Raw genomic sequence first — 21,307 nt, forward strand, 5'->3', positions numbered from 1 at the left:
TTTTTTCGCCTGTTTGACAAAAGTTCCGGATTGCTAATTGTCAATAAACAAAATTCACTCACTTTCACGGATTCAGGTTGTCCTCTTAAGTAAGGTTTGGCCACAGACTCTTAACTAAATTAACCAATCGATAAGCGAATGTGACTTTAATCCAACTTTTTCAACTCGAAAACAACTCCCCGCTTTGGTAAATACTCACTTAATTTTTGCTCTAGTTTTGCTCTATCCAATGTGGAAATGGTCCAACTACCGGTAATGCTCAAGACATCAACATTTACGGCCACGATTTTGTGCGTCTCTACTTCCCTATCCCATTTGTCCAGAAGCTGATCAAAAAACATAATTGCATCTGTAGTGACCCAACCACTGGTAGCCAGGGTATATCTAGCCACAAAATCCGCCTGAACATCGGCCAAACTAAAAAATCTTGCCCATAAAGCCATCCATACGTCATTAAGGGCTTCGCCACTCTGAGTTATATTTTGCCCTTTATATTCAAGCTCTCCCTGCCAAAAACCCTGGGCGTCCTTTTTCAAAATCAAATGTGGACTGGCCTCAGCTTGAACAGTAACTCCGGTTAGAATCTGGAGTCTAGACAACAATTCCCAGTCCTCAGGATTAAAACCTTTTAAGGTTAAATCATATGGCCAAGTTTTGGTACTGGTATAAAATACACCAATTCTCTTTAAAAGAGATTTTAACCTGTCTCTATTCACATTAACTTCCAAGTCCATGACAAGCTCTTCAGGCTGAAGTTTTTTACTTAATTCCCGATAGCTTAAGACAAGTTCTTTAACTTTAGGAGTCAAAAACTCAGCCAGCATTTCTCTTCGAGGGTTTTCAAGCTGAACTCCTAAAATATCGTCTACCTCGAGCATTATAGCCTGATTAAAGGCATACTCCAAAGCTTGATCCTGAACCTGTAAATGGGTCTCTCCGGCTTCCAAGGGCCAAAAGATGTGTACCTGCTGCCCGGCAATAGCAAGCGAAGCGCACAGAACAAAAATCAATCCCAAAATTATCGAAGAGACAAACGAGCTTAAACCATGATTCATGAATCGACTCCTCAACGCTCCGGCTGGGAGTTTCATAACATACCCCCTAAACTTGCTTACTCCGTTTTTTATTTTAAAATATTCCACTTTACTTCCTTTTGAGCCGGTGGCTAATCCCCATTTTGACTACCAAGTTAAAAATCAGGATTGAAAAAATTATGAAAAATTATCCTCTTAAGTAGAGGTTTGGCCACAGTCTCATAACTACCAGCAACCAAGAAAGTATGGTCTATCACTAACAGGGTCAACGTCCCGAGGAAGAAATTAGTCTAGAATAATCATTACCCGACATTTTTCCAGAAAATGCTGGTTCTTGGCCAGAGATCTAAGCTCATCAGCCTTATCATTGGGGATAACGAGATCTGTCTTGGCCTTGCCTTTAGCCGCAATAGCCTTAACAATAAATGGAGTATCTGCAACACGAGGATTTTGGCTGGCTTTGGCCAAATCCTTGGCATATCCAACCATACCCTGCTGAACGGCATATTCCCGACTAACCAAGGCCGAACCGTAAACCTCCATGCCATTCTCATCCAATATCTTAGGGATCATGGCCGGACTCGCTCCTAAACCACGAGCATCCACTAACAAACCACTATAGATAGTTCTGGGGAGCTCTATTTCCACTTCTGACTGTGGCTGAACACCTTCTTCTTCTATTAAAGAAAAGACCGGAAGCTCCGGTGTAAGTGACTCTTGCTGAGCAGGTTCAGGCTTATTGATTTTAGGTCTAAAATGAATTGTTTTGGGAATAATTACACTTGCCAGTCCACCTCTCAAACTAACGCCAACAGTTACTTCTACAGAGCCATCAGACAAAAAGGCAGTATCCAATATTTGAGAATTTTGTAAAAATCCCCTCACCTGAGTAAGAGTAATATTATTGGCGACCATACAATTTTCTACTGTCGTTGCTGAATCTATCTGCACTACCTTTATAATTTCCAACAGATTTCTTCTAGCCACCACAGTTGCAACGCGTAAGGCTATAGCCCTTGCCTGGTCCAGGTTCATTGTATTGGCTGGAGGAGCACCAATTCCAACTGCTGTAACCAATCCAGTTTGCCAGTCAATTTTACCGTTATCAAAATTTTGCACATAAGAATTATCGTTTATACTCAGGTTTTGGGCCCAGACTTGTCCCCAAAAAATTATTGATAATCCAAAAAGGGCTAAAAGAATAACTTTTCTGTACATGGCCTCCTCCGTTTCCCTTTTTGCAAGGGGGCAAAAGAAGTTCAATCTAACCAAGCGGTTATTTTATCCCAAGCTAGCATTACTTCCTGTGGTTTAAACCAGAATATATTTTTTTCCTTTTTAAACCAGGTTATCTGTCTCTTGGCATAGGCTCGAGTATTTTTTAACCACAACTTTTTGGCCTCTTCTAAAGTTAGATGCCCCTTAAGATAAGCTATAAGTTCCGGACAACCAATGCCGCTAAAACCTGGCAAAGTTTCATCTTTTTTATACATTTTGTAAGCATTTTGTACCTCTTCCACTGCACCAAGAGAAAGCATCTTATCAATACGGATGGCTAGCCTTTCAGTGAGCATATCCAGATCGTGAATAAGACCAATTTTTAGGGCTGAAAACTTTAGCTCAGGCTTATGTCGTTTATGCCAGTCAGAAATAGTCGTACCTGTTGCCAGATATACTTCCAGGGCCCTGGTAATGCGCTGTCTATCCCGAGGGTGGATTTTCTTCGCATATTCCGGATCAATTTTTTTAAGCTCAGCATACAAAGCTTCCGGACCATGTTTTATACATTTTAGTTTAACCTCATCACGAACACTATCTGGAACAGACGGTATAGGAGCAAGCCCATAGAGCAAGGAACGCAAATAAAGCCCGGTTCCACCCACCAAGACTGGTAGTCGCTGTCTTTTCCATTCTCGCCAGATCAAATCAGATGCTAAAGAGACAAATTCTCCTGCACTAATCTTTTCCCTGACTGTTAAAAATCCATATAAATAATGAGGACAGACAGACTGCTCCTGCACACTTGGCTGGGCAGTGATGATAGGCAACTCTTTGTAGACCTGCCTGGAATCAAAATTGATTACAGATATATCTACCTTTTTGGCCAAAGCCAGGGCCAAATCAGTCTTACCAGTCCCTGTCGGGCCCAAAATACAGATGATTTTAGGCAAGTTCTCTGTTGAACCCATTGAATTTCCCGACCCATTCAACAGTCAAACAACCTTAACAATTTCCACCTCCACTTAACCCTTTCTTCCCAAAACGCTCCAACAATTTATTTTCCACAACTTCCGGAACCAAACCATGAATATTTCCGCCCAGTTTGGCCACATCTTTGATAATAGTGGAACTAATATACAACCATCTATAATCAGTCATTAAAAAAACAGTCTGAATATTATGATCCAATTTTCTGTTCATCAGGGCCATCTGAAATTCATATTCAAAATCAGAAACAGCCCGCAACCCTCTGAGAATAGCATTGGCCTTTTTTTTACGGACATAATCAATCAAAAGCCCAGCAAAAGGTTCTACTATAATTCTTGGTTCACCGGCAAAAACCTCTTTGGCCATGGTTACCCGTTCATCAAGGGTAAAGAGTGCATTTTTTGGCGAATCATGGGCCACCGCCACAATAATTTGATCAAAAATATCCAGACCACGGTCAACTAAACTAACATGTCCATTGGTGAGAGGGTCAAATGTTCCCGGATAAATGGCTACGCGTTTTTCTTTTCCCATATATAAATCCTTGTTTGTCCAAAAAGTTTATTTTTTAAAAGTTTTAAATTTTCTTTAAATAGGTGTGTCAACTCCAATTTATTCTCCACTTCTGCTACAATCAAAGCCTGCTCATTAATCCAACCGTGTGCGATCAGGCCTTGGAGAGCAGGAATCAATAAATCTTTGCCATAGGGAGGATCAATAAAAACCAGGTCAAAACTTAAGTCAGCATTTCTATCCAAAATTTTAAACACATCTGCACATAAAACCTGAGCCTTTGGTTTTGGAACATCAAGCATTCTTAAATTGGTCCGAATAAAATTTGCTGCCCTTGCATTCTTTTCCCAAAAAACAGCTTTCTTAGCCCCGCGACTCAAGGCCTCCAAGCCCAAAGACCCACTGCCGGCAAAAACATCCAATACTGCTACCTCAGGCCAATACACTCCTCTGGCCTCAAGCATGGAAAAAAGCGATTCTCTTACCCGTCCTGTTGCTGGCCGATATCCCTGGCCATGGCAGGTTTTAATCTTTCTTCCTTTATATTTCCCGGCAATTATTCGCATCTATGAGCCTCCTGAGTCGAGAGCCGAGGCCCGAGAATCATAAGTTTAGAGCCTGAGTTCTTCACTTATTAAACTTTTAGTTTTTTAACCATTTTCACCTAATATCCAACACTTCCGCCTTACCCTTTGACTTTATTTACGAATCAGGGATTTCTGACAATAACTTAGACAACATTGTATTTATCTCTAAAAGATCATCCCTGAGCTCTGTCTGTTCAGTCCAATTCAATTTTTGAAAATCAGGAACCCGGTTCTTCAGGGCATCAACCTTGCCTTGCAGGTCTGTAAACAGAAAATCCCAATTAACCGATGGCCTTGCCTTTTCTATGTCAAGCCTGGGTTCAAATATCTTTTCCGGTTTTAAAATACACTCTTCTAGATAATCAGGAATATGCACTTCATGTCCAAAACGTTCCGTGATTCGTTCGGCTAGTATCTTCTGCGCCTTGTACTCACCATGAACAAGAAAAACTTTCATCCCATGATTTCTGAAACAAGATAGCCAGTCTAAAATCTGACTCTGGCCGGCATGAGCTGAAAACCCATTAATAGTGAACACCTTGGCCCTTACAGCCAATTCTTCCCCTAAAATACGAATAGTTTTGGCACCATCAACAATTTTTCGGCCAGGAGTGCCCTGCGCCTGAAACCCGACAAAAACAATACTAACTCCCTTGCGCCAGATATTGTGCCGTAAATGATGCTTGATCCTTCCAGCATTGGCCATGCCACTAGCAGAGATAATAATGGCCGGCCCGGACAAACTATTTAATTGCATGGATTCTTGAGGTGTTAGGGTAAATTTTAAATTAGGCAGTTGCAAAGGATCTTCACCACGCTCAAGTAGTTCTCTGGTTTGCAGGTCAAAATACCTGTGATGTTTGCGAAAAATTTGCGTAGCCTTGATGGCCAGAGGGCTGTCAAGAAATACAGGCATGTCTTTAGGCAATTTGCCTTCTTTATATAAAAGGTAAAGAGAATAAATAACCTCTTGAGTTCTTTCTACTGCAAAGGCAGGGATAATTACCTTTTCCCCTTGATCGTAACTGTATTTGATAGCCTCGGCCAATTCATCTCTGCTCTGCATTTCATTTTTATGATCCCGATCGCCATAAGTAGATTCCAGAAATAAAAAGTCCGCCACCTCCGAACAACTGGGCTCCTTAACCAAAAGCTGTTTCGGCCGTCCCAGATCTCCTGAAAATACCAGCTTAAATTTTTGCTTATCCTTCTCCACCCAGATTTCAATAAAAGCAGAACCTAAAATATGCCCCGCATCCTTGTACATAACTCTAATGCCCGGGCCAACATCTATTTCTTCAAAATATTCAATTGGCTTTAATAAAGACAAGGTCTTATCCACGTCACCTTGAGTGTATAACGGCTCGATCTTAGGCTGGCCTTTTCTAGCTCTTTTTTTATTCTTCCATTCGGTTTCCATCTCCTGGATATGTGCACTATCGTATAGCATAATCTCCAGAAGATCTCTTGTAGGCGGAGTTACGTATATATTCCCTTTAAAACCTTCTTTTACCATTTTGGGTAGAAGACCTGAATGGTCAATGTGGGCATGTGTAAGCAGAATAAAATCTAATTTTTTAGCTTCATAGGCTTGTACGTTCCAATTTCTTTTCTCTATCTCCTTATTCCCTTGATACATGCCGCAATCTACAGCGAATCTTGCGCCGTTTACTTCTAAGATATAGCATGAACCTGTTACAGTGCGTGCTGCCCCTAGAAATTTTACTTTCATGTCATTTTTCCTTCTAAAGTTTATTTTTCCAAAACAAGACCATCTTTGGAAACCACCCCAACATGACCAACAAGCTGGTCAAAGGAATCCTTCTTATTTTCTTGAATCCAAGACCACAGATGCTCAAAACACTTGTCGCTCCTACCAAGCTTTGACTTAATCTGTACACTTAAAAAAATGCCCACTAAACTGAGTTCAACTTCTTTTAACATAGAGTTTTTACTCTGTAATTCCTGAATTAATAAATTCACCCTATTTAGCAAGCCCTTAAAAGCATCTATATCGCAATCGCCAGAAAACAATCCAATTTTACCGTCTGAAAGTTCTCCTACTTGATCATAATTACGTAATATATCACGAATGCTGCGTAATATAGTCTCTCTGATCAATCTAGACCAAACTAGCCCCTTGTCTACTACTAACCATTCAAAATTCTTAAAATCCAAAATCGCTATAGAAAGCCACCCCTCTTTACGGCCAACTCGATTTATTTCCGCCTGAAGAGCTTTCTTCAACCCTTCCTCATTCTTCAATCCAGTCCTGGGATCTATATACAGATACTTTTTCAACTCTTTTTGAAGACTTAAAAATCTTACACCAGACTTTATCCTCCACTCCAGTTCACATTTTAAATAAGGTTTGATCAAAAAATCATTGGCTATTGTCTCACTTTCACAAATGGCCACCCGATGCCAGTCTTCTCCTATTAAGATTAAATAAAAATCAGATATCTTACCCTCTCGCTCGCGTTTACAACAGAGGTTACAAAATTCCAGACCATCTATACCAGTATTTTCCATGCTTATTAGAACCAGCTCAAAATCATCATCTTCTAACTTTGTAAGCCCCTTAAAATGATTATCGACTAAGACACAATCATACCCCCATTTTTGAACATCCTGGAGTAATTCCTGACCTACTAAAGCATCGGGCTCTATGATCAAAATTTTGACACCTTGGTTTTGTTTGCCCACCATTGTCTGCTCGCTTTTATTTTATTAGTATACCCCTTGAAAGCCGAGGAATATACAAGTAATTTGTATCAGTAAACCTACATTAAACCAAGTTTACCGTGAAGAAAGCTCGTGAACCGTACCTGGTAATTAATGCGAGACCATTAAAAACTATCACAAAACTCTAAATTAAATAAAAGCCATCCAGTATACTGTTTGGCTAAATTAGACAAAAATCTAATAACCTGTATCCGGGAAAAAAGCCATGCATAAACAAGCCAAAATTTATGTTGTCGGTCACAGAGGTATGGTTGGCCATAGTTCAGTAGTACCTGGAGGCGACTTAAGGCCTTGAGCTATTCTAACCTTATAAGATTTTGCTCCAAAAACCGGATTTGACCAACCAGAGACAAGTTGAAAACTTTTTTCTCTCTCAAAAACCAGAATATGTTTTCCTGGCTGCGGACAGAACATGTGGTATTCTAGCCAATGCCACCTCTCCAGGTCAATTGATATGTCAAAATCTAGCCATAGCCACAAATATTACTCACGCTTGCTCATAAATGCGGAGTAAAAAACCTCTTTTTTTGGGCCTCTTTCTGTGTCTACCCTAAACACTGTTCCCTACCAATTAAGGAAGACTATCTGCTCACATTATTCTTAGAACAATCTAATAAGTCTATGCCATAGCCAAGATAGTTGGTCTAAAAATATGCAAATTTTACTTAATTTTATTCCCAAAAACCATCCATGCCCTCCAGCAACGATGCGCACGCAAGTTTCAAGAAGCCAAACTAGCCGGACATAAGCCTGTTATTTCATCGGGTACAGGAAAACGCAGACGAGAATTCTGCATGTAGATAACCTGGCTAGAGCATGCATACATTTAATGAAGCTAAACCAAAATGTTTCCGAAATTTTAAACATTGTCTATGATCAGAATTTAACTATTGCAAATTTGGCCAAAAAATTGCAGAAATTATAAACATAAGGAAGAAATAGTCAGGAATGAATCAAAACTTGACGGTACTCCCGCGAAAATTATTAGTTTTAGTTATAAGTAGGCTCCAGTCCCTTGGCAAAAAGCTGAAAATTGAGTTGGAAGAAGGCACAAGGAAAAGACGAGTGGTATTTAAACAAAACCCAAAATGTCAAAACCTGATTTTTAAAACGTAGCAGGAATTCTGACAATTAGACTTTGTTTTCAATATCTACTTTAGCAATTTGACGTATTGAAATAGTCAATAGGCCTTTTAGGAACAACAAAATTAACAAAAATTATATCGACCACAGAACAACTTTTGCAATCAAATTGATATGAACTTCAAATCCGAATTGTCTCGCCCAAAAAACGTTATCTGGTATCGAACCAAAATTTCTCGATATGATCGAGAAAAACTAAATGGCCACCGCAGTTCTGTTTTCTGGTTTACCGGCCTTTCCGGTTCTGGTAAATCTACGATCGCGCATGTTATGGAGGAAAGGCTTTATCGACTTGGAGTGCGTTCTTATGTGTTTGATGGCGATAATGTACGGCATGGGTTATGTCAGGATTTAGGCTTTTCCCCCGAAGACCGAGCAGAAAATTTGCGCCGTATTGCGGAAATGGTGAAATTGTTTCTAGATGCCGGAATTGTGTGCCTGACAGCTTTTATCTCACCCTTGCGTGCTGACCGCCAGCTGGTGCAACAAATAGTAGGGCCAGAAAACTTTTATGAAATTTATGTTAATTGCCCCCTGGAAATATGCGAGTCCAGAGATGTAAAAGGGTTGTACAAATTGGCCCGTGAAGGGAAGATTAAAAATTATACTGGTATCTCCGCACCTTATGAAGAACCTGAAAACCCTGACCTTATTTTAAACACACATGAATGCTCTATTGAAGAATGCGTTGAACAAGTTATAGAATTTGCCTGGGAAAAGATAAAGAGATGAACTTTAGTTAAAATGTAATAACTTTAGTAAACCGATAAGCGCCAGCATAGCAAAGCCTATACACAAAAAGATCTGACGAATATAGTTTCTTGTATTAAACTAAATCTTTTCCAACTCCCCTGATTCCACGTATGAACGACATTCCAAAAACTCTTCATCGCTCATGTCGGAATAATTCAATACTACCCCATTATGTTCGAGAACTTTAGTAGCGTCATCCAAATCCAGAACATATTCCTCAAGGGAATTATAAGCAGTTAGGATTTTATCTTTCACCTCTTCAAAAAAAGCTGTGCCAGGATATGCCGTGGCTACAAACATACTTTTCTGAGCAAGTCCATGTTCTAAGATAAACTGGGCAGTACGCTTAAGTGATTCTCTAGTCTCTCCAGGATACCCCATAATCCAAGTGCAATTTGGAATTATACCATGTTTCTGGCAGGCTTTGATTGCCCTAGACATTTGAGCCGGTGAATTTTTTTTATTCATTCTCCTCAGGACATATTCATCAGCCGATTCGCCCCCAAATCCTATATATATACAACCAGCATCCCTCAATCTTGCCGCCAGTTCATCGTCAACCTCGTTAAGGCGACCATGACACCCCCATAGAACTCCAGTCTCTTTGATTAAAGGTAAAAATTCTCGTAGACGTTTCTTATCCGAAATAAAATTATCATCTACAAAACCTATGAAATCAACCTGAAACTTTTCAATAACCTCATAAACATCGTGAATTAGGCGCTTGGGACTTGCCAGTCTGTAATTTCTACCACCTGTAGTGTGACGATCACAAAAATGACAATTGTACGGACAACCGCGGGAGCTGATAAGATTTATACTTCGTTCCGGTTCAAATGGCATCCAGGAAGAATTTTTTGCTCCAGCTCCCCATACAGGATTGGCCAAGTATACTCCCATATTAAATTGACCCCAGTCCACTTTGGGAACTAAATCAAGATCAGGGGTAATTTCAGGCCCAAAAATTCTCTTACTATTTTTTAACTGCCGCAGTTGTCTTAAAACCTTAGGCAGAACTAATTCTCCTTCTCCTATAACAATAGCATCAAGTTCTGGTATCCATTGAAATAAAGTAGAGCCAAAATCACTGGCAAGGCCCCCTCCGCTAATCAGACAAGTATCTGGAAGCAAATCACGCACCAGGCTAGCAATCCGCTTCTGCCAACGCAAAGTGGTTATCATACCACTCAGTGCAACAAGATCAAAATCTTCATTAAAATTGACAAGTTTTTCCTTGACTTCTTCCAATGTTAGTATTGGTCGATAAACATTGAGATCCAAAACTTTGCATTCATGTCCCAGCTCTTTTACCAATGAAGAAAGAATACCAACCCCGGTTGGCACTACATTAGGTTTGGCTGTTATCCTAATAGGCATATTAATAAAAAGGATTTTCATAGCCTTACTCTATAGTATAAAATTCATTTTAACTATTTATGAACGATCTTTTAATGATGATATTTTGTAGTTCTACCAAGTCGTTTATACTACTTGCTCATCCTACAAAGCAACACTTGCAAGTATCAAAACTATTATTGATCTGAGAGGCCAACTATATAATATCATCAGTTTATATCATACGATTATGATAATTTCTCTTTTTATTTATAAACAACTAAACAGCCTAGCAACTTTTCTATAGTAATCAAATGTCTTTTTGAGCGATCCATGCACGAGCTCGGTAAGCACATTTTTTTGATTCCTCCAGAAGATTGCGGTAACGTTCAGGCGTATGCTGTCCAGTTTGTCGTTGTTTGCCGTGATAACGTACAGAATAGAGAATTTTGGGGAGATGGTAAAATCTGGCTCCGGCCATGGCAAACCTCAGGTAATGATCGTAATCATTTGCTGATTGATAGTTCTCATCCATTAAGCCAACAATATCATGCCATTTGGTACGATACAGATGACTCACTCCAAGATGGTACCAACGACAAAAACACTTTTCGAAGGAATAATCAGGCATACGCATCTGCCTGATTATCTTGCCGCTGTCATCCACCAGAAGCATATCGGAATAAACAAAGTCTGCTCCTGTTTTGTTTAAGCAGTCAACCAACTCCTCTATCATATGCGGATGAGGAATATCGTCACCTACAATATAGGTACAGAATTCACCCGTTACCCGAATCAATCCTTCGTTGTAGGTACGGGTAGGTCCGATATCCTCATCAAAGGTGATAATTTTTACTTCCCTACCCTGTTGCGGGTAAACCCGAACCACTTCTCGCTTGATTTGCCCATTGGAATCCATTTCAACGACTGGCTCACAGGTTCGGTTGGCAATCTCATGTTTGAGTTTTGCCAAATACTTTTTGGTCCCGTCGGTGGATCCGCCGTCAACAATTATAATTTCCAGATTAGGATAAGTCTGAAAGAGGCAATGATCAACACAAGTTGGTAAATATTTAGCTTGATTATAAGTTGGGATAACGATGGAAACAGTTTGCATACCATCAAATTTAATATTTTTACAAATGATACAATCATTTCGTAGTTTTTTTTAAAAAGAAGATACGTTACGTAAGTAAAACATTTAATTTTTACAGACGAATCAGAAATATTTGTAATTACAAAGATTTTTATATCATAATTCTAGACATTATTTAATGCTTCTTCATATACTTGTACAGTTAATTTTGCAGTTCTCTCCCAAGTGAAAAGCCTTACTCTTTCTAGTCCCTTTTTTATTAATGAATTCCTTAAGTTCCTATTATATAAAAGCTCGAGGACAGCATCATTAATAGAGTCTCTATTTAATGGATCAAAATAAAAAGCTGCATCAGCAGCAATTTCTATCAAAGAACTGTTATTGCTTAAGGCAACAGGACATTTATGTATAAAGGCTTCTAAAATAGGTAGTCCAAATCCTTCATACAAAGATGGAAATACAAAAAGTTGAGCATTTATATAAGCTGATGTTAATAAGTTTTCATCAGCATCAAACTGAATAATTTTATGACTGATCCCCAAATTTTTAAATATTTTTTTTTCTTCAACTTTAAACCTACCGCCACCAATACATACAAGAAATAAATCTTTTTCTTTCAATAAAATGTTTGCAATGGATTCTACAAAAAAAATAAAATTTTTATAGAATTCTCTCTGACCAACAAATAAAATAAAAGAACTTGGCAAAAAAGCGCTGTTTCTATGAATATTATTTATATGTTGCCTTGTTCCTAAATGTATAACCTTTATTTTGTCTTCTGGCACATTCAAGAACCTCAAAATATCTTTCTTCGTATTATTGGATACGGCAATAATTTTGTTCGCCTTTTGAGCCAACTTTTTTTTATATTTAATAACCTTCCCAGCATCACGAAAATATTGCGGAAACAACTCATATATCATATCATGAATAGTAAAAACAAATGGTTTATCTTCAAGATAATCTAAAAAGTAATCATCATAATAAGTAGGATGAAAAATATCAAAATTCTTTTTTTTTAAAAAAAATATATTTATTAATCTATTTATCGAGCATGTTAATTCAACCATATTTTTAGAGTAAAAAAAATTATTTATTATTTTTACATAACAATTTTTATTGTTTAATCCATTAAAAAAAATATTATTCGAGAATATAGGCGGTACGACAGTATCAATCGCCTTGTTACAATTAACATTTCTTATTAATTCGCAAAAATATCTAGAAATACCACCTACTTTTTGATAAGTAAAAATTTGATAATCATAAAAAATTCTCATCATTACCTTTCTGTATTGTTGTGACCAGGAAACAGGGATTCAGGATAAAAATTTTAAAATCCAAAATAATCAGGATTTTTTTCCAGAAAATATTCAATTAGTTCTATGTCTTTCTTATCATGTACATCTATAGCTTCAACATCATCAATTTCATACAAGTAAAACTTAGGACGACCTGTTACTCTGAATCTTGGATTCACAACACTCGTATTTACTAAAACTTTATATAACGGAGGATAATATTGACGATTCAGTCCTTCACAATGCCATAGTGGAAATAAAGACTTATCCGAACGTGCAATCATAAAAGGTCCATCTACTCTAACAGCTGGTGAAACATGAGACCATTGATTCTTTTTTGCATCGTTTAACATATTCTTAAAAGTAATACTTCTTAACATACAATTATTACAATTTAAATGCAAAGCATACTCTGATAATAGTCGAAAAGAAGTTACCCAATCACCACCGCTTTCCTTGATAGGCAAATCAAGTTCATTTGCTATATATTCAGTAATCAAACGCCAGGCTTTTTGATAATCGAAACCCTTATCAGTATAGCTTACCAAATACTGTGGCCTTGGAATTACCCTCCATCCAATAGAAGTAGTAATCTCAGCAATCTCATCATCTTCAGTGAAAACATAAAAATAATCTATAACGCCGCTCTTTTTTAAAGACATTAAAGGATAATAAATTAGTGGTTTACCTAAAATAGGATATTTATTTTTCCCAAGTAGCGTTGACCCCCTTCCTCTAGCCCATGTCACACCTATATTCACAATTTCCTCCAGAATCCATTTTATTAATTATTCAAAAAAACTATATTGTAAAAAGCTACATCAAAAGATACAAAAAAATATTATCTATCAATGCATAGTTTCATAAAATAGTTATAGTAAAGTATAAAAAATGAAATTTAGAAGTATTTAGTAGGTTCAATTTCTGAAATCAATTCATCTGTAATATTTTCTATTATTCTAAATTAAAATCATGTCCCATACGTTCAACTTTTACTAACTTGTCAGCATCAAATAAACCGAATCTTTCATACCTCTCTCTTGTACGATATCCACGACAAAAAAGACAGTGCTTGGATATAGGACCGTCCTTTTTGGGAACACTTTCCCTGACTTGTTTATAATATGTAGAATTCCAAACATGCTGAAATGTTTCTTCCAAAAGATTACATATCTTGTTGGCTCGCAAATAGCTTCTATTATCTGACATCAGTACAGCACAATCAATAACAACGTCCCCTCCTATCATAATATATGGTTGCATCCATTTTGAGCATTGGGTCATAGGAGATAGTTTAAAAATATGAGACCAAGCAACTTGAATATTATTTTTCTTAGCTCGTTTATTAGTTTCATCTATAACATTTTGCTCTAACTCTTTCACAAACAGATGCTTATTCCCTTTAAAATACAAAAGGCCACAAAATTCAACTACAGTCCACTGGCCGAGGTTCATATCTAAATCAGCAAGCAGATCAATAAAATCAGGCAGTTCGTATTGATTGAGTTTGTTAACTACATATCGAAAAAAGACAAAAGGAAATGGTGTCCCCCGTCTCTTTTTCTCTTCTCTTAACAATCTTAAATGGTTAATTGTCCGTTCCCAGCTTGCACCTACCTTTATCTTTTCGTATGTTTCCTTGGATGCCGCATCTAATGAAACTTCTATTCTTTCAACACCAAGATCTACAACCTTTTTTATTCTATCTTCATCAAACAAATCAAAGCTTTCAACAAACATTACAAAAATATCTTTCTTTTTTAGATACTCTATCATCTTAAAAAAATCTGGATTAAGAAAACATGTGCCTTCTCCAGTCAAGTTAATGAATCTCAATCCCGGGAACTGTTCTATAATCTTTTTAAATTCATCAAAAGTAAGATGCTTTTGCGGCTGGTCTTTCCAGAAAGTATGCTCACAAAAAATACATTTCAGATGACAATGAGTAGTAATCTCAATTTCTATTTCGCGCGGATATGGGGCCAAGGAAGGAAACATTCTAAAAAATGGATCAAATACTCCCCCCGCAATATCTCTCACCCAAAACCTGGACCAGAGATAATTGTACAGGGCGCGATATTTCCTTTTTTTTAGCAAATACTGCCAATAAACCCTGTCTCTAAAAATAATCTGTGAGAACTTTCGCGACACAAGCGACAAATAAGATAACATCCAACTCTCCTTAATCAATGAAGATCATATGAAAAATGGCATTCCCGGCAAGGAAAATCAGGTCTTCCTTTCAGCATATTCCGCCTCATCTCTCTGTGTTTTGGCCCGTCCCAGAGAGTAAGGGGATCCACCTCATGAGCATTGCCGAGAATGGTATCCGGTAATTCTCGGGCTTCGTTGATGACTTTTCCGTGTCGAACATGATAATAATATGTTTTTTGTTCTCTAAAATGAGGACAGGCACATATATCACCATTATAAAAAATATATAAATTGGTCCAAAGATCGGTACATATCTGTTTTGGTCGAAGAGTCGTGGCAGGCAATCTGATTTCTATTCCAAGACGTTCAGCTTCGGCGGCAACCTTGGCCAGCCTGTCATGTAACTCGGAAAGTGGAAGTTGAAGATGAGAATTGGATACCTCTTCTTCGATATGCGTGATTACGCCTGTAAACCAAACCTTGTCCACCTCATGTTCAACGGCAAACTGCAAGAGTGGAATCATCCCATCTATGGTATCCTTCTGGACTGCACAATTGAGCATGAGTTTGGTTCTGGCTCCATGTTCTTTGCGCAATTTTACAAATGATTTAATCCGGTCAATGCTGTGCTGGTATAACCCACCAGTCTTGAGATGCTCATAGGTTTCCGGGACAATACTATCTATGGAAAAGGCCACTACATCTACATCCATAGAAAAAGTTTTTCTGATTACATCATCGGTCCACCTTGAACCGTTGGTAAAATACTGAACCTGACATCCCTCCAACTTCATCCTCTTGATGTATTTCCAGAAGTTGGGAGCAAGCAATGGCTCGCCTAATCCCCCGACCACCGAGATACCTCGCACATAAGGAAACAATACAGAAAGTTTTTCAAATGTCTCCTCGCTCATGTGATGATTCAAATGAACAGGTGTTATGGAGCGGCGTTCACAACGTATACATTTCAAATTGCAGCATGTTGTGATTTCAAAGGCGAGCATAAGCGGGTTGTAGGGGGTGGTTTCTTGTAAGTTTCCGGTTTCCAGGGTCCGTCTTAACAATTTATAAGACTCTTCCCTTTTTAAGTCAGTATAGATCATATCTCTCCTCTCTTTTTGAGCAGTTCTTCCGCTTTAACCAGATCTTCCGGATAGTTAACGTTTACATATCCTCCTTCAAAAAAGACTGGAAAAAGTCCTACTGTATCGGCAAGAGTCTGGAGAACGGAGGTAATCTGGATCTTATTGTTTTTATCGGGCGGAGTTTCACGGATTGCCCGCCAAAGTGCCCCATCTAAAAAATAAACGCCCATACCACATAATGTATTTTTTGTGTCCGCGGGTTTCTCAATCAAAGTTCCGACTTGAGCATCACTCTTTAGGCTGACGCTAAAATTCTCTTTAATTTGCCGTGGAGTTGCCTGGGGATAAACTCCCACTCCCCGGTCCATATTTTCCTGGAACCGAATGGGGCCTCGGTATAAACAATCTCCAAGAACCACGACAAAACGACCTGAGACGTGTTGTTGCGCCTCCAGTAGAGCGGCAGCCACACCCGCACCTTCACTTCTTTCGATGATGGGGGTTACTGCATAGGACAGGGACTCGCAGTGCTTAGCGATTGCAAAGGTTTCCTTCCCGAGAACAAGGATAAACTTTTTGACATATGGAGCCCAAAATTCCAAGATGTGTTCAATAATGGGCTTCCCGTCAATGGGAACCAGTGACTTTGGTAGATTCTTTTTGATTGAGCCCAGACGAGTTCCCTTGCCACCACAAATAATAATACAACTGCCGCCCTTAAGCCACGTCTTGAGTTTCCTGTCAGGCCGAGCCCCTGCACAGGCATGAAAAAGCGAGCGATATTTCGACAGTATGCGAGCGGGATTCGTATGTTCTTGAGCGGCTTTTATCGCATTAAGACCGATTCGCCGTTGTTTTTGCTCATCTCCCAAAACCGCGTCGAGTTTGGCGGCAAAATCGACAGGATCATCATATCTGGCCAGCAGGCCAGACTTGCCGTCCTCGATAAACTCTGGAATTCCGCCTATCGCCCCAGCCACTACCACTTTTCCTGCTAGCATACTCTCATGAAGAACAGCAGGCGACATATTTTCCCATTGTTCGGCAATTACCACGACACCAGCTCTGTTTCTTGCCTCAACCAAATCTTCATCACTAACCCGTCCTCTCAGGCAGATATCTGGATCAAGACCAGCCGACTCCAATGCTATTCGGACCTTGTTGACATAGTCCTTGTCAACCAGTTCGCCAATGGCTTCAAAAGAAAAGGGCTTGGTAACATATTTCAAGGCCTGGGCAACCACGAGCAGCCCTTTGCGGTGCTGTCCCCAACCGACAAAAAGTATGTGATTCGGGTCAGCGGTTCTTTCTTGTCCAGTTGGCCTTTGCAATAGTGGCTGTTCTATGACATTGATTTTATCCTTGGATATTCCTATGGAGACAAGCAGGTCTTTTGATGCCTGGGAGAGAGCGATAAAGGAATTGATACTGTCAATGAGCGGTTGGAAAAAAATTTCCTTATGGGGCAACAATTTTTGCGACCATGGTCTAAGCTTAGTGGCCTGCGCCTGATGACAGGTCAGGCACTTAGTCCCCGGCTCCCTGCACAACTGGTTGTTATGGTCCACAAACATGCCAGCTGGACAAAAATGGATATAGTCATAAACCATTGCAAAAACCGGTGTACCTGAAAGTTTACAAATTTCAGCTACCGAGAGGGAGAGTTTTCTTACGTTGTGCAATAAGACAACATCGGGTCGATACGAATTAAGAACGTCTGCAAAAGTGCGGAAAACCAACGGATCATACGGTAGTAACTGCCCCTTGAGTGCCGTCAACCATGATTCCTGGGGCATAAGCCCTTCAAGGGTGTCTGTAACAAAAACTTCAAGTCTGTCCCGATTATTATCAATACCAACTGACGGCCTTTGGGCCACTAAAAGCGCTTGTCGCCATCCACATGTCGCAAAAAGCTCCACAATCCGACCGGCAATAATTTCCGCCCCGCCGCAGCTATCGTGCAGCCCTGGGAAATTGTCTGAAACATGTAGTATTTTCAACAAGTCAATCCTTTTGCCCAATAGTAAAGTTTGAGTTGCTGTTCTTTACTATACGCCATTGGAAGCTCGCGACCGTCTGGATTGTCAAACAGACAGTCTACTTGCATGCCCTGATCAAAGGGGACATAAAACGATACATGCATTGCGAGATTTCGTGACTTGGCCCATTCAATGCTGCGTTTATCTGACTCGTAGCTAGATCCTGGAAGACCGAGAATCAAAAAGACATTAACGTGAGTAAAATATTGCTTGGCCACCGTTACTGCCTGATCAATCTGTGCAAAGCTCTCTCCCTTGTTAATCAAAGAAAGAACATCATCATCGGTAGATTCGACTCCAAAGGACACCCAACGACAACCTGATTGTTTCATAAGTTCACCTAGTTCATCATCAAAACGATCGGCACGCAGTCCGTTTCCAGCCATCCACTCAAGACCAAGCGAAGCAACCTGTTCGGCAAAACTTTTGGCCCTTTTTATATCGGCGTTGAAGCAATCATCAACTACCACGAATCGTTTAATTCCCCATCGCTGTTTTGCAGCGGTAAGTTCGTCAATACAATGCTGGATTGAACGAAACCGTTGTCTGCGTTTCTTACTGGCACAATATCGACATCCAAAGGGACATCCAAGACTGGTCATAATAGGATAAAACCATTTGCCCTCCTGCCAGTTAACAAGAATATGATTAAAGGTGTCGAACTTAGAATAATCAGGCCAGGGAAGTTCATCCCCAAAATCTGCCTTATACTCAAATCTGTTCTCCAATTTCAGCAGAGGATAACAACATTGAATATCTATGGGACCATTAGCCGTTCCGATAAAAACGTTATCTTGTCGAATCAGGGCCGAAAGTCTGTTCATTTCCGAATAGGCTCGTGAGGGGGTAACAAAACCATACCGGGAGTAATTTCCAGACAATCGCTGGACTTCGCCACCTGGCTTCGTATTGAAATCGATAACTGGAATATTCCAATGAGCAGCAAGGATTCCTGCAGCAACGCTCGGAAAATCACGATTCGACCTACTGTTAGGAACTATTAATATATCTGGAAAGTCGTTGTGTTTTATCACTTATTAAGCCTCTATAAGGCGTTATAAATATCCACCAATCGACTAACAACCCGTTGTTCAGACCATGAAGTTTCCATGAATTTTCGAGAATATGCCCCGATCGCTTTTCGCAAGGCCGGGTCAATAATTAAGGATAGGAGAACTTCCTCAAGTTCCCCTCTGTTACGCGCGATAACCCAGGGAAGTTCGGCTCCATTGGTGAACTCCAAAATGCATTGTTTGTTCCACTCGTCGAGTCCGGCAATCACCGGCTTGCCTTGACTCAGCGACTCAAGCGAAGAAACACCGTAATATCCCTGCATATGGTCAAAAATGATATGACAGCGATTTTTTCTCTTAAGGCAGTCTACATGTTTACAGTTTTCGATAATATCGAGCTCGATTGATGGTAAGTCTGCCTTACGCTGCAAGCCTTCCACCGCTTCCACTAGGTCATCGGTATTCTTCAGTTCCTTTCTAGTCGGACTATGGCCGATACGGATTTGGCCATCGTCAGATAGCGGCTGGGGCGTATAGAGAGAATCTTTGACGGGCACCAGGTTGGGTTGCCAGGTCGCCTCGGGTATAAGACGCAGTAAGTCCGGTGTACTGACCAGGACTTTCCGATTCAGACGACGATATTTGTCCCGATATTTTTCGGGATTGGCCCGAAAATCAGGATGGCCGTGATGATGATGTAAAATCTTTTTACCGGAAAGATAGTCTTTAATGGAGAGAGGTCCCAGAGGCAGTAACTCATCAGCAAGTGTGTGGAAGTGGATGATGTCGGCTTCGCGGAGAATCTGAACCACTTCGTCAAATTCCGGCCCCTCAAAATCAGGGACATGCAAGTCTTTTTCAAAATCAAAATTATAGCGGGTTGCAGTGGTGATCAGCCGGCAACTATGTTTAGTGTATCTATTTATGGCTTTAGTAAAACTAATAGCAGTGCCTGCCGGATCATTTATAGCGATCATTACAATTTTCATAATTCAACCATATCAGACCCAAACAACTTAAAAAAATATTGTTTTTGACAATCGACAAACCTTGAAAGATCGAACCTTCTACCTGGAAATCTTGGAATATATATTTTGAAATTTATTTTTGACTTTTAAAAATATCTTATACTCTTGTTTAAACTTATCTTTTGCTATCTGCGAATATTTTCTATAATGATTTCTAGCAAAATTATACAACTCTATATCCAACTTGTTATACTCAACAATAGCATCAATACTATCTTTATCTATATCTTTTCGCTTTGGTTTCTTCTTGGTTACGTTTTTTTTGGTATATAAAATATCCTTCAAACCTACTATCTTAGATAACATAAAAATAGATTCATCAAATCTCTCCAAGAAACCAAAAAAACTAATGTTGTTTAACAAATTAAACTTAGCACTTTCCAACAATTGAGAATCACATTGCCCATAAGGAATCAGATCTCTTACACCTGAAAGCCTTCGCACCATTCCATTATCAAGCTCATGCCATAATTTAGCTGCCATGAATTCTTTAATAGACAATCTATTTTTGCTAACTATTTCGTGAAGATGATGCTTTTCGTTAGCCAATATATAGTAATACATGGATATCATTCTATCCACAGGATTCCTGAGAAAAGTAAAAGAGAAATGTTCTTGCGGCAAGCTTTGCAATAAAATCAGCTCAACATGTCCGGCTATGAACTTATATTTCCTTTTTTGATTTTCGTCTAATGAAATAAAATTCAAATTACTCTGATATTGAGACTCTCCTCTACTACCACAAATGTAACACTCATCTTCTTCGAAATTACGTTTTATAATATTAGATACAGTAGATCCTCCCGTCTTAGGTATATGAAGAAATACTATGGTTTTGACTTTCATTTTGTATCAATATAAGCTTTTTAAGCTAACATATTAAATTAATCTAACATGTCCCACGCAATCAATGTATCTTCTTTAATCAAAGAAATAGCCTTTTTGCCTATAACTTGATCCCACTCCAAAGGCGAAATACCGATCCCGGGACTCTTAACCGTTAAATGTTTCTCTTCAATTATTGTACCAGGCATGATATCCTGAGCAGCGACAATACTTTTCCTCAGTTTTAAGGCAGCTTTTTTTTCACCGGAAAATACGCGCTTTTCTCTTATCAACATAGCCTTTTCCACTTCTCTAATCATAGTAACCAACTGTTTAAATTCAGCAGGTTCCAAAGACACTTGATGATCCGTGCCAGGCATTTTTTTGTCCAGAGTAAAATGACGCTCAACCATACACGCCCCTAAAACTACCGCAGCTAAAGTAGGAG

The 21,307-nt window shown here is 39.2% G+C and carries 20 protein-coding genes; 2 read left to right on the forward strand and 18 right to left on the reverse strand.

Annotation, left to right across the window (positions count from 1 at the left end; translation table 11 throughout):
• Positions 1 to 146 precede the first annotated feature (146 nt).
• The 7 genes from AC3WVG_RS07970 to AC3WVG_RS08000 form a co-directional block, all read right to left on the reverse strand.
• Positions 147 to 1,055 carry a hypothetical protein gene (locus AC3WVG_RS07970; RefSeq protein WP_488797615.1) on the reverse strand — a complete coding sequence of 303 codons (909 nt, stop codon included), beginning with the start codon at positions 1,053 to 1,055 and terminating at the stop codon, positions 147 to 149.
• A gap of 264 nt (positions 1,056 to 1,319) precedes the next feature.
• Positions 1,320 to 2,252: a hypothetical protein gene (locus AC3WVG_RS07975; protein WP_488797616.1), complete on the reverse strand. Its 933-nt coding sequence runs from the start codon at positions 2,250 to 2,252 to the stop codon at positions 1,320 to 1,322.
• Positions 2,253 to 2,293: 41 nt separating this feature from the next.
• Positions 2,294 to 3,223: a tRNA (adenosine(37)-N6)-dimethylallyltransferase MiaA gene (gene miaA, locus AC3WVG_RS07980; RefSeq protein WP_488797617.1), complete on the reverse strand. Its 930-nt coding sequence runs from the start codon at positions 3,221 to 3,223 to the stop codon at positions 2,294 to 2,296.
• A gap of 34 nt (positions 3,224 to 3,257) precedes the next feature.
• Positions 3,258 to 3,776 carry a pantetheine-phosphate adenylyltransferase gene (gene coaD, locus AC3WVG_RS07985; RefSeq protein ID WP_488797618.1) on the reverse strand — a complete coding sequence of 173 codons (519 nt, stop codon included), beginning with the start codon at positions 3,774 to 3,776 and terminating at the stop codon, positions 3,258 to 3,260.
• Positions 3,755 to 4,321 carry a 16S rRNA (guanine(966)-N(2))-methyltransferase RsmD gene (rsmD, locus tag AC3WVG_RS07990; protein ID WP_488797619.1) on the reverse strand — a complete coding sequence of 189 codons (567 nt, stop codon included), beginning with the start codon at positions 4,319 to 4,321 and terminating at the stop codon, positions 3,755 to 3,757. Before rsmD ends, coaD begins: the two co-directional genes overlap by 22 nt.
• Positions 4,322 to 4,457: 136 nt before the next feature.
• The gene (locus AC3WVG_RS07995; protein WP_488797620.1) at positions 4,458 to 6,074 is read right to left on the reverse strand and encodes an MBL fold metallo-hydrolase RNA specificity domain-containing protein; all 1,617 of its coding nucleotides are present in this window, start codon (positions 6,072 to 6,074) and stop codon (positions 4,458 to 4,460) included.
• A gap of 20 nt (positions 6,075 to 6,094) precedes the next feature.
• Positions 6,095 to 7,051: a hypothetical protein gene (locus AC3WVG_RS08000; protein ID WP_488797621.1), complete on the reverse strand. Its 957-nt coding sequence runs from the start codon at positions 7,049 to 7,051 to the stop codon at positions 6,095 to 6,097.
• A gap of 371 nt (positions 7,052 to 7,422) precedes the next feature.
• Here AC3WVG_RS08000 and AC3WVG_RS08005 point away from each other — a divergent pair, with 371 nt between their 5' ends.
• Both AC3WVG_RS08005 and cysC read left to right on the forward strand, forming a co-directional pair.
• The gene (locus tag AC3WVG_RS08005) at positions 7,423 to 7,590 is read left to right on the forward strand and encodes an NAD-dependent epimerase/dehydratase family protein (protein WP_488797634.1); all 168 of its coding nucleotides are present in this window, start codon (positions 7,423 to 7,425) and stop codon (positions 7,588 to 7,590) included.
• Positions 7,591 to 8,344: 754 nt separating this feature from the next.
• Positions 8,345 to 8,962, forward strand: coding sequence for an adenylyl-sulfate kinase (cysC, locus tag AC3WVG_RS08010; RefSeq protein WP_488797622.1), 618 nt, complete (start codon positions 8,345 to 8,347; stop codon positions 8,960 to 8,962).
• A gap of 99 nt (positions 8,963 to 9,061) precedes the next feature.
• Here the strand turns inward: cysC and AC3WVG_RS08015 are convergent, their stop codons facing one another.
• From AC3WVG_RS08015 to AC3WVG_RS08065, 11 genes are all read right to left on the reverse strand, one after another.
• A complete protein-coding gene (locus AC3WVG_RS08015) occupies positions 9,062 to 10,381 on the reverse strand; it encodes a B12-binding domain-containing radical SAM protein (RefSeq protein ID WP_488797623.1) in 1,320 nt (439 codons plus the stop codon).
• 247 nt (positions 10,382 to 10,628) lie between these two features.
• Entirely contained in the window at positions 10,629 to 11,435 is an 807-nt protein-coding gene (locus AC3WVG_RS08020) for a glycosyltransferase (RefSeq protein ID WP_488797624.1), read from the reverse strand.
• 143 nt (positions 11,436 to 11,578) lie between these two features.
• Positions 11,579 to 12,697, reverse strand: a complete 1,119-nt coding sequence (locus AC3WVG_RS08025) for a glycosyltransferase family 4 protein (protein WP_488797625.1) — start codon at positions 12,695 to 12,697, stop codon at positions 11,579 to 11,581.
• Between the two features lie 50 nt (positions 12,698 to 12,747).
• The gene (locus tag AC3WVG_RS08030) at positions 12,748 to 13,476 is read right to left on the reverse strand and encodes a cytidylyltransferase domain-containing protein (RefSeq protein ID WP_488797626.1); all 729 of its coding nucleotides are present in this window, start codon (positions 13,474 to 13,476) and stop codon (positions 12,748 to 12,750) included.
• 193 nt (positions 13,477 to 13,669) lie between these two features.
• Positions 13,670 to 14,755, reverse strand: coding sequence for a radical SAM protein (locus AC3WVG_RS08035; protein ID WP_488797627.1), 1,086 nt, complete (start codon positions 14,753 to 14,755; stop codon positions 13,670 to 13,672).
• Between the two features lie 146 nt (positions 14,756 to 14,901).
• The gene (locus tag AC3WVG_RS08040; protein WP_488797628.1) at positions 14,902 to 15,972 is read right to left on the reverse strand and encodes a radical SAM protein; all 1,071 of its coding nucleotides are present in this window, start codon (positions 15,970 to 15,972) and stop codon (positions 14,902 to 14,904) included.
• Positions 15,969 to 17,954: a glycosyltransferase gene (locus AC3WVG_RS08045; RefSeq protein ID WP_488797629.1), complete on the reverse strand. Its 1,986-nt coding sequence runs from the start codon at positions 17,952 to 17,954 to the stop codon at positions 15,969 to 15,971. Before AC3WVG_RS08045 ends, AC3WVG_RS08040 begins: the two co-directional genes overlap by 4 nt.
• On the reverse strand, positions 17,951 to 19,027 hold the full coding sequence (locus AC3WVG_RS08050) for a B12-binding domain-containing radical SAM protein (RefSeq protein ID WP_488797630.1): 1,077 nt from the start codon (positions 19,025 to 19,027) through the stop codon (positions 17,951 to 17,953). The genes AC3WVG_RS08045 and AC3WVG_RS08050 overlap by 4 nt, the downstream gene beginning before the upstream one ends.
• 11 nt (positions 19,028 to 19,038) lie before the next feature.
• Positions 19,039 to 19,995 carry a glycosyltransferase family protein gene (locus AC3WVG_RS08055; protein ID WP_488797631.1) on the reverse strand — a complete coding sequence of 319 codons (957 nt, stop codon included), beginning with the start codon at positions 19,993 to 19,995 and terminating at the stop codon, positions 19,039 to 19,041.
• A gap of 78 nt (positions 19,996 to 20,073) precedes the next feature.
• The gene (locus AC3WVG_RS08060) at positions 20,074 to 20,880 is read right to left on the reverse strand and encodes a sulfotransferase family 2 domain-containing protein (RefSeq protein WP_488797632.1); all 807 of its coding nucleotides are present in this window, start codon (positions 20,878 to 20,880) and stop codon (positions 20,074 to 20,076) included.
• Between the two features lie 38 nt (positions 20,881 to 20,918).
• Positions 20,919 to 21,307, reverse strand: a 389-nt coding sequence (locus tag AC3WVG_RS08065; RefSeq protein WP_488797633.1) for an N-acetylneuraminate synthase family protein, incomplete at its 5' end; no start/stop codon positions are given.

The sequence above is a fragment of the Desulfovulcanus sp. genome (assembly GCF_982781345.1).

What these genes read in the sequence shown, in the direction of transcription:
- AC3WVG_RS07970 (WP_488797615.1), bottom strand. Translation starts at nt 1,055, where the DNA reads ATGAATCATGGTTTAAGCTCGTTTGTCTCTTCGATAATTTTGGGATTG.
- AC3WVG_RS07975 (WP_488797616.1), bottom strand. Translation starts at nt 2,252, where the DNA reads ATGTACAGAAAAGTTATTCTTTTAGCCCTTTTTGGATTATCAATAATT.
- miaA (WP_488797617.1), bottom strand. Translation starts at nt 3,223, where the DNA reads ATGGGTTCAACAGAGAACTTGCCTAAAATCATCTGTATTTTGGGCCCG.
- coaD (WP_488797618.1), bottom strand. Translation starts at nt 3,776, where the DNA reads ATGGGAAAAGAAAAACGCGTAGCCATTTATCCGGGAACATTTGACCCT.
- rsmD (WP_488797619.1), bottom strand. Translation starts at nt 4,321, where the DNA reads ATGCGAATAATTGCCGGGAAATATAAAGGAAGAAAGATTAAAACCTGC.
- AC3WVG_RS07995 (WP_488797620.1), bottom strand. Translation starts at nt 6,074, where the DNA reads ATGAAAGTAAAATTTCTAGGGGCAGCACGCACTGTAACAGGTTCATGC.
- AC3WVG_RS08000 (WP_488797621.1), bottom strand. Translation starts at nt 7,051, where the DNA reads ATGGTGGGCAAACAAAACCAAGGTGTCAAAATTTTGATCATAGAGCCC.
- cysC (WP_488797622.1), top strand. Translation starts at nt 8,345, where the DNA reads ATGAACTTCAAATCCGAATTGTCTCGCCCAAAAAACGTTATCTGGTAT.
- AC3WVG_RS08015 (WP_488797623.1), bottom strand. Translation starts at nt 10,381, where the DNA reads ATGAAAATCCTTTTTATTAATATGCCTATTAGGATAACAGCCAAACCT.
- AC3WVG_RS08020 (WP_488797624.1), bottom strand. Translation starts at nt 11,435, where the DNA reads ATGCAAACTGTTTCCATCGTTATCCCAACTTATAATCAAGCTAAATAT.
- AC3WVG_RS08025 (WP_488797625.1), bottom strand. Translation starts at nt 12,697, where the DNA reads ATGATGAGAATTTTTTATGATTATCAAATTTTTACTTATCAAAAAGTA.
- AC3WVG_RS08040 (WP_488797628.1), bottom strand. Translation starts at nt 15,972, where the DNA reads ATGATCTATACTGACTTAAAAAGGGAAGAGTCTTATAAATTGTTAAGA.
- AC3WVG_RS08055 (WP_488797631.1), bottom strand. Translation starts at nt 19,995, where the DNA reads ATGAAAATTGTAATGATCGCTATAAATGATCCGGCAGGCACTGCTATT.
- AC3WVG_RS08060 (WP_488797632.1), bottom strand. Translation starts at nt 20,880, where the DNA reads ATGAAAGTCAAAACCATAGTATTTCTTCATATACCTAAGACGGGAGGA.